The 13,621-nt window shown below is 64.8% G+C and carries 15 protein-coding genes, 1 tRNA gene and 1 pseudogene; 13 read left to right on the forward strand and 4 right to left on the reverse strand.

The genetic code is table 11. From position 1 onward, the window contains the following. Positions 1-146 precede the first annotated feature (146 nt). Genes V7066_RS08005 through V7066_RS08015 form a run of 3 tightly spaced genes read left to right on the forward strand, consistent with a single transcriptional unit; the run spans position 147 to position 2,487 of the window. Entirely contained in the window at positions 147-1,196 is a 1,050-nt protein-coding gene (locus tag V7066_RS08005; RefSeq protein WP_334182599.1) for a mannose-1-phosphate guanylyltransferase, read from the forward strand. A 10-nt stretch (positions 1,197-1,206) separates the two neighbouring features. Further along, complete coding sequence (locus tag V7066_RS08010; RefSeq protein ID WP_334182539.1) at positions 1,207-2,022, forward strand: class I mannose-6-phosphate isomerase; 816 nt, start codon at positions 1,207-1,209, stop codon at positions 2,020-2,022. A 3-nt stretch (positions 2,023-2,025) separates the two neighbouring features. Continuing rightward, positions 2,026-2,487: a DUF2721 domain-containing protein gene (locus V7066_RS08015; RefSeq protein WP_334182540.1), complete on the forward strand. Its 462-nt coding sequence runs from the start codon at positions 2,026-2,028 to the stop codon at positions 2,485-2,487. A 116-nt stretch (positions 2,488-2,603) separates the two neighbouring features. On the opposite strand, the gene V7066_RS08020 is transcribed toward V7066_RS08015, so the two are convergent. Continuing rightward, complete coding sequence (locus V7066_RS08020) at positions 2,604-4,364, reverse strand: fatty acyl-AMP ligase (protein ID WP_334182541.1); 1,761 nt, start codon at positions 4,362-4,364, stop codon at positions 2,604-2,606. Between the two features lie 148 nt (positions 4,365-4,512). On the opposite strand from V7066_RS08020, the gene V7066_RS08025 reads away from it, so the two are divergent. Both V7066_RS08025 and V7066_RS08030 read left to right on the forward strand, forming a co-directional pair. Further along, a complete protein-coding gene (locus V7066_RS08025) occupies positions 4,513-5,067 on the forward strand; it encodes a regulatory protein RecX (RefSeq protein ID WP_334182542.1) in 555 nt (184 codons plus the stop codon). 4 nt (positions 5,068-5,071) lie between these two features. Continuing rightward, on the forward strand, positions 5,072-5,569 hold the full coding sequence (locus V7066_RS08030; protein ID WP_334182543.1) for a DUF192 domain-containing protein: 498 nt from the start codon (positions 5,072-5,074) through the stop codon (positions 5,567-5,569). 5 nt (positions 5,570-5,574) lie between these two features. Here the strand turns inward: V7066_RS08030 and V7066_RS08035 are convergent, their stop codons facing one another. Beyond that, positions 5,575-6,633, reverse strand: a complete 1,059-nt coding sequence (locus tag V7066_RS08035) for an extracellular catalytic domain type 2 short-chain-length polyhydroxyalkanoate depolymerase (protein ID WP_334182544.1) — start codon at positions 6,631-6,633, stop codon at positions 5,575-5,577. Positions 6,634-6,857: 224 nt separating this feature from the next. Here V7066_RS08035 and V7066_RS08040 point away from each other — a divergent pair, with 224 nt between their 5' ends. After that, the gene (locus V7066_RS08040) at positions 6,858-7,265 is read left to right on the forward strand and encodes an NADH:ubiquinone oxidoreductase subunit NDUFA12 (protein WP_147215739.1); all 408 of its coding nucleotides are present in this window, start codon (positions 6,858-6,860) and stop codon (positions 7,263-7,265) included. Between the two features lie 245 nt (positions 7,266-7,510). Further along, a pseudogene (locus tag V7066_RS08045) lies at positions 7,511-7,693 on the forward strand (DUF2155 domain-containing protein); the annotation flags it as partial. Between the two features lie 35 nt (positions 7,694-7,728). Here V7066_RS08045 and aat read toward each other — a convergent pair. Next, a complete protein-coding gene (gene aat, locus V7066_RS08050) occupies positions 7,729-8,535 on the reverse strand; it encodes a leucyl/phenylalanyl-tRNA--protein transferase (RefSeq protein WP_334182545.1) in 807 nt (268 codons plus the stop codon). Positions 8,536-8,743: 208 nt separating this feature from the next. Between aat and V7066_RS08055 the strand changes: the two genes are divergently transcribed. From V7066_RS08055 to nusG, 4 genes are all read left to right on the forward strand, one after another. Then, positions 8,744-8,819: transfer RNA gene (locus tag V7066_RS08055), tRNA-Trp, on the forward strand. Positions 8,820-9,079: 260 nt separating this feature from the next. Then, positions 9,080-10,570, forward strand: coding sequence for a hypothetical protein (locus tag V7066_RS08060; RefSeq protein WP_334182546.1), 1,491 nt, complete (start codon positions 9,080-9,082; stop codon positions 10,568-10,570). A gap of 175 nt (positions 10,571-10,745) precedes the next feature. After that, the gene (gene secE / locus V7066_RS08065; RefSeq protein WP_086493495.1) at positions 10,746-10,940 is read left to right on the forward strand and encodes a preprotein translocase subunit SecE; all 195 of its coding nucleotides are present in this window, start codon (positions 10,746-10,748) and stop codon (positions 10,938-10,940) included. 30 nt (positions 10,941-10,970) lie between these two features. Continuing rightward, positions 10,971-11,507, forward strand: coding sequence for a transcription termination/antitermination protein NusG (gene nusG, locus V7066_RS08070; RefSeq protein ID WP_021232775.1), 537 nt, complete (start codon positions 10,971-10,973; stop codon positions 11,505-11,507). A 48-nt stretch (positions 11,508-11,555) separates the two neighbouring features. On the opposite strand, the gene V7066_RS08075 is transcribed toward nusG, so the two are convergent. Beyond that, complete coding sequence (locus V7066_RS08075; protein WP_334182547.1) at positions 11,556-12,278, reverse strand: GNAT family N-acetyltransferase; 723 nt, start codon at positions 12,276-12,278, stop codon at positions 11,556-11,558. A gap of 205 nt (positions 12,279-12,483) precedes the next feature. Between V7066_RS08075 and rplK the strand changes: the two genes are divergently transcribed. Together rplK and rplA are read left to right on the forward strand one after the other, a co-directional pair. Then, positions 12,484-12,915 (forward strand): 50S ribosomal protein L11, encoded by a 432-nt coding sequence (gene rplK, locus V7066_RS08080; protein ID WP_021232774.1) that lies wholly within the window; start codon positions 12,484-12,486, stop codon positions 12,913-12,915. Positions 12,916-12,919: 4 nt separating this feature from the next. After that, positions 12,920-13,621, forward strand: coding sequence for a 50S ribosomal protein L1 (rplA, locus tag V7066_RS08085; protein WP_132469337.1), 702 nt, complete (start codon positions 12,920-12,922; stop codon positions 13,619-13,621).

The raw sequence follows: 13,621 nt of genomic DNA on the forward strand, positions 1-13,621 counted from the left end.
TGTCCGATCATGCCCCGAAAGCCGCCGCGCAGGAGTGAATGATGAAGTCTGACTGGATCGATCCTGTTGCATTGGTCGAAGGTGCGTCTAATAGCGCGCCGGAAAATTCCCTCTCCCTTCATGCTGCGAGCGCTCCCCTGCTGAACATGCCCGAAATCGTACCCGTCATTCTCTGCGGCGGCAGCGGCACCCGGCTCTGGCCGCGTAGCCGCGTCGCCATGCCCAAGCCGTTCCTGCCGCTCGTCGGCGACTCGACCCTGTTCGAGGCGACCGTGGCGCGCTGTCCGGCGGACGGAGGCTTTGCGGCGCCGGTGGTGGTCACGGGGACCAAGCACCTCGAACATGTCGAGGCGCAGCTTCGCGGCGTCGAAGGCGCATCGGTCATCGTCGAACCTGCCGCGCGCAACACGGCGGCCGCGATCGCGCTCGCGGCCTGCCGCCTGCCGGAAGACGCGATCATGCTGGTCTGCCCCAGCGATCACCACATCGGCCGTCCGGAAGTCTTTGCCGAGGCTGCCTGCGCCGCCGCCGAACTCGCCAAGGACGGCTGGCTGGTCTCCTTCGGTATCGAGGCCACCGCGCCGGAAACCGGCTTCGGCTACCTGAAGCGCGGCGAGGCCATCGAAGGGCATGAAAAAGCCTTCCGCACCGCCCAGTTCGTCGAGAAGCCCGATCTCGAACGCGCCAAGTCGTTCCTGGCCGACGGCAATTATGCCTGGAACGGAGGCATCTTCGCTTTCCGCGTGGGCGACTTCATGGCCGAACTCGCCGCTCATCGCCCGCAGATCGCCGCCAAAGTGCGCGAGGCGGTGGAGAAGGGCGCCGAGGACGGCCACCGTTTCCATCCCGATGCCGCGACCTTCGCCGAAGTCGAAAGCGATTCGGTGGACTATGCGGTCATGGAGAACACCCGCCGCGCCGCACTCGTGCCCGCCGACATGGAATGGTCGGACATCGGCAACTGGCAGGCGCTGCACGAGGCGCTCCCGCAGGACGCGCAAGGCAACGCCGTGCGCGGCTCGGGCGAAGTCGAGATGGTCGATTGCCGCAATGTCCTGGTCGACAGCGACGGGCCGCGCGTCTCGGTGATCGGGCTGGAAAACGTGATTGTCGTGATCGACGGAAACGATGTGCTGGTCACGACCGTTGACGGTGTGCAAAAGGTCGGAAAGCTCTCCGGAGCCGTTAATCAGTAAGGATATATCGATGACTGCTGCACTGCCGATCCGCCAGGTCGAGAAGCCCTGGGGCAAGGATGTGCTGCCCGCGCCGTTCAAGGCTCCGGACGGGGAACGCATTGGCGAGATCTGGTTCGAGCCGCCCGTCGCCCTGCCAGACCTGCTGGTGAAGTACATCTTCACCAGCGAGAAGCTCTCGGTTCAGGTGCACCCCAGCGACGCCCAGACGCTCGCCAAGGGGCTGGGCAAGCAGGGCAAGGAAGAGTGCTGGCTGATCGTGGCGGCGGAACCCGGCGCCACGCTCGGCATCGGCTTCGACGCGCCGATCGGCGAGGAAGCCATGCGCGAGGCCGCCCTCGACGGTTCGATCGAAGGCCTGATGACCTGGCACGAAGTGGTGCCGGGCGACTTCTTCTACATCCCCGCCAACACCGTCCACGCCATCGGCGTCGGGGTCAGCCTGATCGAAGTCCAGCAGAACAGCGACATCACCTATCGCCTCTACGACTATGGCCGCCCGCGCGAACTGCATCTCGACGAGGGTATGGCCGTCTCGCGCGGCGAGGTCTACGATCTCGCCCGCTGGCACAAGCGCATTCCCGCCGAAGGCAGCGCGGTCCTCGTCGATGGGCCGCTGTTCCTGCTCGACCAGGTCGCCGGCAAGCCGTCGCCGGGAGTCGCGGCCCGCTATCCGCAGGCCCTGCTGGTGATCCCGCGCGAGGGTTCGGTGACCATCGGCGGCGAAACCGTGGCGCCCGGCGGTTGCGGGCTGGCCTCGTCGCTGGACGAGGTGGAATTTGCGGAAAACGGCGTCTGCCTGCTCGCCCGCGCCTGTGCAGACTGACGCGTGTCAGACATAAACGATGCCATGATCGTCCAGACCATCCAGTTGGCGCTGACGCCCGTTTTCGTGCTCGTCGCCATCGGCAATATCCTGAACATCCTCTCCAGCCGTCTCGGCCGGGTGGTCGACCGTGCGCGCGAGCTTCAGCAGCGGCACAACCACACGGAAGGGGCCGAGCACGACATGGTCGTCCTGGAAATCCGCCTGGTCGACAAACGCATCAACATCATCACCAACGCGATCCGCTTCATGGTGCTCTCGGCACTGTGCATCGGGACGACCGTAGCGGTGCTGTTCCTCCAGGGACTGGCGGGTCTGAACCTCCACGGCGTCGCGGCGGTGATCTTCCTCGCCTCGATCGTGCTGTTGCTGGTGGCGCTGGTGCTGTTCCTGCGGGAAACGCAGGTGGCGAAGGAAGCCCTGAGCATTCCGCGGGATTATCTGGAATTGCATCGGACTATTTGAGTGAAGAAAAGGGAAGAGCAGGGGAGCTATGCTCCCCTGCTTCTCTCTTGTCTTGAAAAGAAAACGGGCCGGAAAGCAAACTGCTCTCCGGCCCGTGTCTTATCAGAAAGCCCCGATTAGGCCGCGAGCTTGAACGGCTCGATCTCGCCCGAAAGGTAGAGCTTCTTCGCCTTGGCGCGGCTGAGCTTGCCCGAGCTGGTGCGCGGCAGGCTCTTGGGCGGCACCAGTTCGACCACGCAGTTCATGCCGGTGATCGAGCGCACCTTGTCGCGGATCAGGTCGCGCAGTTCGATGCGCTTGACCGGATCGGAGACGCGGCAGTGGACGAGCACGGCAGGCGCTTCCTCGCCATTGTCCATCTCCACCGAGAAGGCGGCGATGTCGCCGTGGTTGAAGCCCGGCAGCTGTTCCACGGCCCATTCGATATCCTGGGGCCAGTGGTTCTTGCCGTTGATGATGATCATGTCCTTGGCGCGGCCGACGATGAACAGGTAGCCATCGGCCATGTAGCCCATGTCGCCGGTGTCCAGCCAACCGTCGACGAGGCAGGCCTCGGTCGCTTCGGGATCGCGGAAGTAGGAGTGCATGACGCTGGTGCCACGGCACCACACCTTGCCGATCTTGTGGTCGGAAAGGCTTGCGCCGTTCTCGCCGCGGATCACCACTTCCATGTCGCGCACGGGCTTGCCGCAGTTGACGATGGCGCGGTAGCGAGCCGGGCGGCTGAGGTCGCGCGGGGTGCCGGAGAGGCGTTCTTCCTCGACCAGTTCGACGCGGATGCCTTCGCCCGGGGGCATGATGGTGACGGCCAGCGTCGCTTCGGCCAGGCCGTAGCTGGGCAGGAAGGCGCTTGCCTTGAAGCCCGCCTGCGCGAAGGCGTTGACGAAGCTCTGCATCACGTCCGGGCGGATCATGTCGGCGCCGTTGCCGGCAAGCCGCCAGCGCGACAGGTCGAAGCGGTCGTCGACATGGCTCTGGCTGGAGATGCGGCGGGCGCAGATGTCGTAGCCGAAGGTCGGCGAATACGAGATCGAGGTGCCCTCGTTGCGCGTGATCATGTCCAGCCATGCCAGCGGGCGGCGGGCGAAGTCCTCGGTCTTCAGGTAGTCGCCCGAGACCTGGTTCGCGATCAGCGAGAGGAAGCAGCCGACCAGGCCCATGTCATGGTACCAGGGCAGCCACGAGATGCAGCGGTCGCCTTCGGCCAGTTCCATGCCGTGGCTATGCGCGGCGAGGTTGGACATGAGCGAGCGGTGCGTCACGGCAACGCCGTGCGGGAAGCGGGTCGAGCCGCTGGAGTACTGCAGGTAGCAGATATCGTCCGGGCTGGCCTTGGGCAGCGCGACTTCGGGTGCGTCCTTGGCGGCGAAATCGGCCCAGGTGGCATGGTCGCAGCCCTGGCGGGTCGCGGCCTGGGCGGTCATCTCGGCGATCTCGTCCGGGCCGACCAGCAGCATCGGATCCGAGCTGGAAAGCTGGACGGCGAGCTGTTCGATATAGTTGTCCTTGCCGCCGAAGCTGGTGGGCAGAGGCAGGGGAACAGGCCAGGCGCCGGCATAGACGACGCCGCAGAACAGGGCTGCGAAGTCCGGGCCGGTCTCGGCGATCAGGGCCACGCGGTCGTTCGGTTTCACGCCACGCGCGATCAGCGCATGCGCGACCTTGAGCGAATCCGTGCGCAGCTGGCGGAACGGATAGACCTGCTTCAGCGTGCCGCGCGGATCATGGAAATTGAATCCACGCTGGCCCTGCGCCGCATAGTCGAGCGCATCGCAGAAGGTGTCGAAATCGGCAAAGCGGCGGGCAAGCGCGTCCTCGTTCGGGGTGGCGACAAGTGCTTCGATCGCTTGCGGCACCATGCTGATGGTGTCGTTCATTTCGTTTAACCCGTTGTTGTTATACCGTTTATTCTCACCGGAACCCCGCGCTGACATCCGGTTTCCTGTACCGGAGGCAGCAAATCCGCACGACGTGGTTCCGTGCGCTCTCCCCAATCCAAGCCGAGTGTGGCACGAATAGGGCAAGATGTCCGTTAAGCGTCGCAATCCGCAACCTCTTTCCGAACCGCGCCTGGAAGAATTGGCGCTGGCCTATGTCGCGCGTTTCGCCACGACGCAAGGGAAGCTGCGCGATTATCTGCAACGCAAGCTGCGGGAGCGCGGCTGGGATGGGGAGGGCGATGGCGATTCGGGCCCCGATCTGGAGCGGCTGATCGGCCGCTATGTCGAACTCGGTTACGTGGACGATGCGGGCTGGGCGCGGATGAAGGCGGGCAGCCTGCTGCGTCGCGGCTACGGCGCGCGGCGGGTGGGCGAGGCGCTGGGTCATGCCGGGTTGGACGAGGCTCTGCGTGAGGATGTTCGCCCCGACGAGGCCACCGAGCGGCGGGCGGCGCTGGTGCTGGCGCGGCGACGGCGGTTCGGGCCGTTTAGCGCCCAGGAGGCGGATCGGCCGCTGCGGGAAAAGCATATGGGCGCGATGCTGCGGGCCGGGCACCGGCTCGACGTGGCGCGCGCGATCATCGATGCCGAGACTCCGGAAGATGCCGAGGCCTGGGTGTCCGAGGCTGAAGAGGACTAGAGTCATGGCCCTGCAACGGAGTTTTGTCCTCGGCCTGTTGGTGCCGGTGCTTCTCTTCCCCGCTGCCTGCTCGAAAGGCGGGGCGGAGGCTGGGCGCGCGACAACGGAAGCAAAATCACTCCACCCCGAATCGGGATTGGCCGTGATCCCGCTCACCGTCGTATCGGGCGGCAAGTCGCATGTCTTTCACGTCGAAGTCGCGGCGAGCGAGGCGGAGCAGGCCAAGGGGCTGATGTTCCGCACCGCCATGGGGGCGGACGAAGGCATGATCTTCCCCGAAAAGGCCCCGCGCAAGGCTGCGTTCTGGATGAGGAACACGGTGATCCCGCTCGACCTCTTGTTCATCGGTCCGGACCACCGCGTTCTCAATATCGCCGCCGATGCCGTGCCCTATGACGAGACGCCGTTGCCCTCGGCAGGGCCGGTAATCGCGGTACTGGAGTTGAACGCCGGGCGCGCGGCCGAACTTGGCATCGCGCCCGGCGACAAGGTGGACTGGTAGGCCGGTCAGCTGCCGGTCTGGGCGAGCTGGTCGATCATGGCCTGTACCGATTGCGTCTGCGGGCCGTAGCGTGTGGCGAAAGCCCCGGTGTAGCCCCACCAGTCCCAGCAACCCATGGGATTGCCTGACAGCGTGCTCTTCTCGACTTGCGGATAGAGCACGACGACCCGATTGGTGTCGGCCCATGCGTTGTAGCCCAGCTGTCCATAGACGGCATCGCCCGTGTAGGCGGCCGCCTGCTCGCAGCCGTGGAAGACCACATGGATGCGGCAATTGGCACCGGCCGTGCTGCATGGCTTGGGAACATAGACATAGCCCGTCGTCGCCATGGCGCTGAGCGGCGAGAGGTAGGGCGACTGCGCAAAGGCCTGCGGCGTACTCGACAGCTTGGTGGCGGGCGGCGTGATGGTGCCCCCGAGGACCTTGGTGAGAATCGCGCCCGGCTGGTCGTAGCGAGGCAGGCCGCCGACGGTGCCGTCGGCGCCGCAGTGATTGACGTAAGGCCCGCCGAGGTATGCGCAAGTCGACCTGGCGGTCAGCGAGAGGAAGGCGTGTTCCGCCGGGAAACTCGCAAGGTACTGGAGATTCTCCGTCGGCACCCCGACGCCTTTGTAGAAATCGCGCAGAGCATCGAGCGCGCCTTGCCCCACCACCGTGTCAGAGGCGCCGCGGAACAGATAGACGCGCTGCCCCTTCACGTTGGCGAGCGGATCGATCAGGCCGCTCATCTCGTTGATCTGTGCGGCGAGTCTCGCTCCCGAGCCGGAAGGCGAGCCGGTCATGCAGGTCTGAACCACCGTCAGCCCGAGCAGCCCGCAGCCGTAGGGGCCGCCCGCGACGATGCCCACGCCGCTGACTTTTGAAGAATGGATCACCGAAAACTGCGCGGCCATGAAACCGCCCGAAGACAGTCCCGAGACCGTTACGTGATTCGCGTCCACGCCGAGTGCGGGCAATTTCGAAAGTGTGCCTGCGGGCTTGGCGCCGGATGAAGGTGCGGCAATTGAAAAAGCCAAAGGAGCCAGAGCGGCAAATGCAAGTCGTGAGAAAGTCTGTTTACGCATGCGGAACCCTCCCCAGGGTCGTTGCCAAAACAAGCGCCTTCAAGCGTCTCTCCCGCAGTGCAGCGTGATGCGGGCGGGGCGGCGTGTCCAGCATGCAATCGATATGTTGGAGAGGGCAGATGTGTCCGGAATGGAGGAAAGGCTCCGGGGATAGCCGCGAGGCTTGTCGTTTTCGTTCGGGAACATGCTTGGCATCGGCGGTGAACAGCGCTAACGCGCGGCTCATGGGAATCCTGTCCAAGATCTTCACCTGGTGGGACGGCGCCACCATCGGCACCTCGCTCTGGAGCTCGCGTAACGGCGAGCACGTCGGCACCGACGCGCAGGGCAACAAGTACTATCGCTCGAAGTCCGCCAAAGTGCGCACGACCGAGGGATGGGAACGCCGCTGGGTGATCTATGCCGGCGCCAACGACGCCAGCAACGTGCCTTCCGAATGGCATGGGTGGCTGCACCACTCCTATGACGGCGTGCCCGAGAGCCATCTGGCGCCCGCGCGCATCTGGGAAGTGGACTACACTCCCAATGCCACCGGCACGGCCACGGCCTATCGTCCGCAGGGCGCCCTGGAGCGTGGCGGCAAGCGCGCCGCGGCTACGGGCGACTACGAGGCCTGGTCTCCCGAGGCCTGAGAGCTTTCGTGAAGCGATTTTCCGCCTTTGCGCCGATTCTCGTCCTGCTGCCGCTGCTGTCCGGCTGCGGCAAGGGCGAGCCGGCGCCCGAGGCGCAGGATACCGGCGTTCCCGATGCGATCGCCGGGATGCAGGCAGGGCCTGCCCAGGCCGCCAAGGGCCAGCAGATCGGCACGCCCAACAAGGACCGCGTGGTCACGCTGGGCGTCCTCAACAAGCGCAACAACCTGACCCAGGACCTGGTGATGAAGCCGGGCGAGGCACGCCGGATCGGCAACCTCGTGGTCAAGGTCGCCACTTGCGAGAAGTCGCTTCCCTGGGAGCAGCCCCAGGAAGAGGGCGCCTTCGTTCAGGCATTCGTCGAGGAACGCCGCAGCGCCGCCGAGAAGCTCGGCTGGCACAAGGTCTTCTCGGGCTGGCTGTTCAAGAATTCGCCCGCGCTCAACGCGGTCGAGCACCCGGTCTATGACGTCTGGGTCAAGAGCTGCGCGATGACTTTCCCGGGCGAGGAAGAATCGGCGCCTTCCGGCAATTCCGCGAAGAGCCCTGCAAAAGCCGCAGGCAAGCCGAGCGCCGCACCTTCCGAGGCGCCTTCCGCTGCTGCTCCGGCCTTGCCGAGTCCAGCGCCCGTCGAGGCACCGACAGTCAACTGAGCCTCCCGCAGAAGCGTAAGATAGCGCTTCTGCGGCATTTCTACCGCCCCCAGCGAGGCGAGGTGCGGCGTCATGAACTGGCAATCGAGCAGAGTCGCTCCGGCGCGGCGCAATGCGGCGACGAGCCACGCCAGCGCCACTTTCGACGAATCGGTCCGGCGCGAGAACATGCTCTCGCCGCAGAATACCCGGTCGAAGCCGACACCGTAGAGACCGCCCACCAGTTCGCGTCGGCCCTCGCGGTCATCCTGCCAGACTTCGACCGAATGGGCATGGCCCAGCGCGTGCAGGTGCTCGTAGCTCGCCTGGATGCGGTGGCTGATCCAGCTTCCGCCTTCATCGTCGCTATCTTCCCGCACCTGACGCGGTGCGGCGCAGGCGTCCATGACCTCGGAAAAGGCGGTGTTGCAGGTGACCGAGAATCGTCCCCGGCGCAGCGTCCGCGCCAGCGAATGCGAGAGGTGAAAGCCGTCCAGCGGGAGAATCGCCCGCAAGCGCGGCTCGATCCAGAAGATTTCCGGATCGTCCCGGCTGTCCGACATCGGGAAAATTCCGCTGCGATAGGCCAGCATCAGCAGGTCGGGTTCGATCATGGTCGGGGTAGTGAGGGCGTGCATGATCCTGGCAGCGGTATCCTGAAATGTACTTGCGGCCGGAAGGAAGCGCTTCGTTCCGGCTTCGGACGGCCCATGGAAACCCATGGGATTCTCCGCGTTATCTGGGGTTTTACGCGGGCAAAATGCAAGCCCGTGAATTATCTTCCGTCATGCGGGCGTAACCCTCTTGTAATCCCCGCCGTCTCCTTCTAGAGGCCTCCTCGCCCGCAGGAGTGTAGCTCAGTTGGTAGAGCATCGGTCTCCAAAACCGAGGGCCCACGGTTCGAGTCCGTGCACTCCTGCCAGCATTTCATGAAACGCCCGCTACCGAATTATCGGAAGCGGGCGTTTCGCGTTTCGTGCTGCAATTGCGATAAACGGAGAAGCGCGATACCGTGCGTCCCTTGTCATTCGCGGCACGGCGATTAGAGAGCCGCGTTTGGCGAATCGGGCATCTGCGTCGACCCTGGTCGGCAGCCCGGACCAAAATCGTTCGGGGGCTTTCTCGAGAAAGATACAGGCGCTGATGCACGGAACCGCGCAACCGCAAGCGGAACAGATCGGATTGAACAACGGCAGATGGCGCGGCCTGTGGCAGCGTCTCGCCGAACTGCTGGGGCAGGACAAGGCGCTCGTTCTGGGCGTGGTTCTGTCGGCAGTGGCTGCCTTGCCCGCGCTCGTCGCCTGGGCGCCGCAGATGACGGACTATCCCTCGCACCTGGCCGGCTACAAGGTTGCGCTGGATCACGGGGCCGATCCCTATCTGACGCGCTATTTCGTGTTCAACTGGGAATGGACCGGCAATCTCGGCGTCGAGCTGCTGATGGTGCCGATGGCGCCGATCTTCGGGCTGGAGCAGGCCGGGCGGATCATCGTGGCGATGATCCCCTTCCTCACCGGCCTGTCGATCGTGGCGGCGTGCCGCTCGCTCGGCCGCAAGCTGAGTGTCGGGCCGATTCTCGCCTTTGCGATGATCTGGTCGCCCTCGCTGCTGATGGGCTTCCTCAACTATGCGCTGTCGATCGCGCTGGGGCTGTTTACGTTCGCACTCTGGGTGAAGCTGGAGGGCAAGCCATGGCGCTGGGCGGTCATGGTGCCGCTCAGCTTCGTGGTCTGGCTCTGCCACGTCTCGGGCTGGGGCGTGATGGGCGTGATGCTGTTCGGCTACGAATGGGCCCGCCGCCGCAGCTGGCTCGACTGGCGCCCGTGTTTCCGGCCTTGGCCGCTGATCTTCCCGCTGCTGCCGATGCTGATCGGCATGGGGGCGAATTCCAAGGTATCCTACGGGCGCTACGTGCTCGAATACAAGTGGGGCATCCTCTACAAGTCGATGCGCAGCTTCGACTTCTATTTCGACATCATCAGCCTCGATCTGGTGCTGCTGGTGCTGGGCTGGGCGCTGCTGCGCAAGCGCATCGACGGCCGCTTCGGCTGGGCAGCGCTGATCCTGCTGGTGCTGACGCTGATCGTGCCGCGCCAGATCTTCGGCGGCGACTATGCGGACTATCGCCTGAGCACCACGGCGCTGATGGTGGCTTGTCTTGCGATCGACCTGCCGATCCGGCGCTGGATGGTCGTGGCGGCTGCATCGCTGTTCATCTCGCGCACGGCGGTGACGACCGTGGTGTGGTATGAGGACGCGCAGACCGCGCGCCAGCTCATCGCCGCGCTCGATCAGGTTCCGGAAGGGGCGCGCGTCGCCACGGCGGTGGCGATCCCGCGCATCCAGTGGCGCTTCGGGCCGTTCGAGCACTTCGGCTCCTATGCGGTGGTGCGCCGCAGCGCGATGGAGAACTCGAACTTCGCGCTGCCCGATGTGCATATGCTGTCGATGCGCGATCTGTCGTACCGCTTTGCCGATCCCAGCCAGCGCATCCTCTATTCGCCGCGCCAGCACATCGATCTGCGCAAGTTCGGCCCGGCCCGCCATGCCGAGTATCTCTGGTACATCGGCCGTATCAAGCCGGTGGCGCTGCCGGACGGCGCGCGAATTCTCTATTCCAGCGAGAATTCGTTCCTCGCCCGCCTGGCTGACCCTTCGGCCCCAGGTACGTAAAGCCTCATCGGCAGACCTTGCAAATCGGGCAGGTCGGGGCTAAGTCGGCGGTTCCTTCCGACATGAGGATCGCATCTGCCCCTCCCGGCCTCGGCCGGGGCGGCGATGGCCCCTAGCCGGAAGAGATGCAATTTTTCTGCTCAGGCAGCAGGCAAGAGACGCGAGAACGACAGTCATGGCCAAGACCAGTCCCGGCGAATTCATCCGGCAGGTACGCACGGAAACCTCCAAGATCTACTGGCCCTCGCGCCAGGAGACGGTGACCACGGCGATTTTCGTCGGGATCATGACGGTTTTCCTCGCGGTGTTCTTCCTGGGGATCGACGCGCTGTTCGGCTGGGTCGTCAGCTCGATCCTGTCGCTGCTGTGATCGCCTGAACTAGCTTACGAAGAGAGAATCATGGCCCGCTGGTACATCATCCACGCCTATTCCGGTTTCGAGAACAAGGTGAAGGAATCCATCCTCTCGGAAGCCGAGCGGATGGGACTTTCGCAGCTTGTCGAGGACGTTCAGGTTCCGCACGAGACCATCACTGAGGTCAAGCGCGGCAAGAAGGTCCAGACCGAACGCAAGACCATGCCCGGTTACGTGCTCGCCAAGCTCGCGCTGAACGACGACGTCTACCACCTCGTCAAGAACACCCCGAAGGTCACCGGCTTCCTGGGTTCGAGCGGCAAGCCGCAGGCGATCAGCGAGAGCGAGGCCGCGCGTTACTTCGGTGCCGCTGAAGCCGCCGCCGCCGCACCGCGCAAGACCGTCAGCATCGATTACGAGATCGGCGATTCGGTGAAGGTCCTCGACGGTCCTTTCGCCAGCTTCAACGGCCTCGTCGAGGAACTCGACTTCGACAAGAACAAGGTCAAGGTCGCGGTTTCGATCTTCGGCCGCGCAACGCCGGTCGAACTCGACTTCGAGCACGTCGAACTCAGCAAGTGATCGAAAGGCCGGGCAATCGCCCGGCCTTTTTGTTTCAGGCCGCCTGTTTCAGGCTGGCGGGCCGTATATCGTGAAGCGCACGCGGGCGCGTTCGACGAAGCCCAGCCTCCGGTAAAGCGCCAGTGCCGTCTCGTTGTCGGCGTAGCTGTGGAGCAGCGGGCATTGGCCGTCCGCGAGGATCGCAGCGGCCACCCGGCGCGAGAGCAGGGCCGCATAGCCGTTGCCGCGCCCCTCGGGGTGGGTGCAGACGCCGCTCACTTCCACATGGCTCGCCGTCCGAACCCGCTGACCCGCCATGGCCAAAAGGCGGCCGTCCTGGCGCTGGTCCTCCCGTACACCCCAGAACCGGCCGAGGTCGCCGGTGCGCTCGGCGAAGGGGCCGGGCTGGGTCAGCAGGGCGAGTTCCAGCATTTCCGGATAGTCGCTCTCGCCCAGCGGTACGATCCGCGGGTCGTCCAGGGCGCGTTCGATTTCCGCGAGAGCGGCGGCGTCGCCGTCGAAAACCATCTGCACCCCTTCGGCGCCGCGCAGGATTTCCGTACCAGGGACCGGAACGTCCTCGATCACGCCGATGAGGCCTAGCGCGGCAACGCCGGTCGTCCGCACCAGCTCTCCGAAGGCGTCGAGGCTTTCGGGCGACATGTCGCGCAAGCCCGCCAGCGGGCCGATCGAGGGATGGAAGCGCCGGACGCGATCGTTGCCTATGGAGAAGGGGGCCTGCGCGCCGGACAGGGCATTCCAGAAGAGATTGTCGAGTTCGTCGTCTGTCATATCGCCCGGCGCTATGGCGCGGTGTTCCGGCAGAAGGAAGCGGCAAATCCCGCTCTTTCCTTTTGGGCGGATATGGTTTAGGGGCGCGCCCTTCGGAGCGGCCTCGTGCCCCCCGATTCCCTGCGGGAGGATGCCCCGGCGTCCGTAAGACCGCTAAACATGAGCATCTGCCCGGCAGGTGTGAAAGTGTGAAAGGAGTGGCCACATGGCCAAGAAGATCGAAGGTTACATCAAGCTGCAGGTCAAGGCCGGCAGCGCCACGCCGTCCCCGCCGATCGGCCCTGCGCTGGGTCAGCGCGGCGTGAACATCATGGAGTTCTGCAAGGCTTTCAACGCCGCCACGCAGGAACTCGAAAAGGGCATGCCGATCCCGACCATCATCACGGTCTATGCGGATCGCAGCTTCACGTTCGTCACCAAGACGCCCCCGGCGACCTTCCTCATCAAGAAGGCCGTGAACCTGAAGTCGGGCTCGAAGGAGCCGGGCAAGATCAGCGCCGGTACGGTAAAGCGCTCGCAGCTTGCCGAGATCGCCCAGGTCAAGATGGCCGACCTCAATGCCAACGACATTGATGCCGCCACCAAGATCATCGAAGGTTCGGCCCGCGCGATGGGCCTCGAAGTGGTGGAGGGCTGATTTCATGGCCAAGGTGACCAAGAAGCAGAAGTCGCTGACCGAAAAGCTCGGCGAAAACCTCAAGCACTACCCCGTTGCTGAAGCGCTGCAGACCCTGCGCGACCTCAAGACCACCAAGTTCGACGAAACCGTCGAAGTTGCGATGAACCTGGGTGTCGATCCGCGTCACGCCGACCAGATGGTCCGTGGCATGGTTTCGCTTCCGGCCGGTACCGGCAAGACCGTTCGCGTCGCCGTGTTCGCCAAGGGCGACAAGGCTGCCGAAGCTCTGGCCGCCGGTGCGGACAAGGTTGGCGCCGAAGACCTCATGGACGACATGCAGGCCGGCAACCTCGACTACGACCGCGTCATTGCCACCCCGGACATGATGGGCGTCGTCGGCCGTCTCGGTAAGCTGCTGGGTCCGAAGGGCCTGATGCCGAACCCGAAGCTCGGCACCGTGACCCCGAACGTCACGCAGGCCGTGAAGGACGCCAAGGGCGGCCAGATCGAGTTCCGCGTCGAAAAGCAGGGCATCATCCACGCCGGCATCGGCAAGATGTCGTTCTCGGACGCCGACCTGCTGACCAACTTCAGCGCGTTCGTCGATGCGATCGTCAAGGCCAAGCCCTCGGGCTCCAAGGGCAAGTACGTTCGCAAGATCTCGCTCTCGTCGTCGATGGGCCCCGGCCTGAAGATCGACACGACCGAGATCGCCGGCGCCTGA

The organism is Novosphingobium sp. (assembly GCF_036820275.1).
GTDB lineage: Bacteria > Pseudomonadota > Alphaproteobacteria > Sphingomonadales > Sphingomonadaceae > Novosphingobium.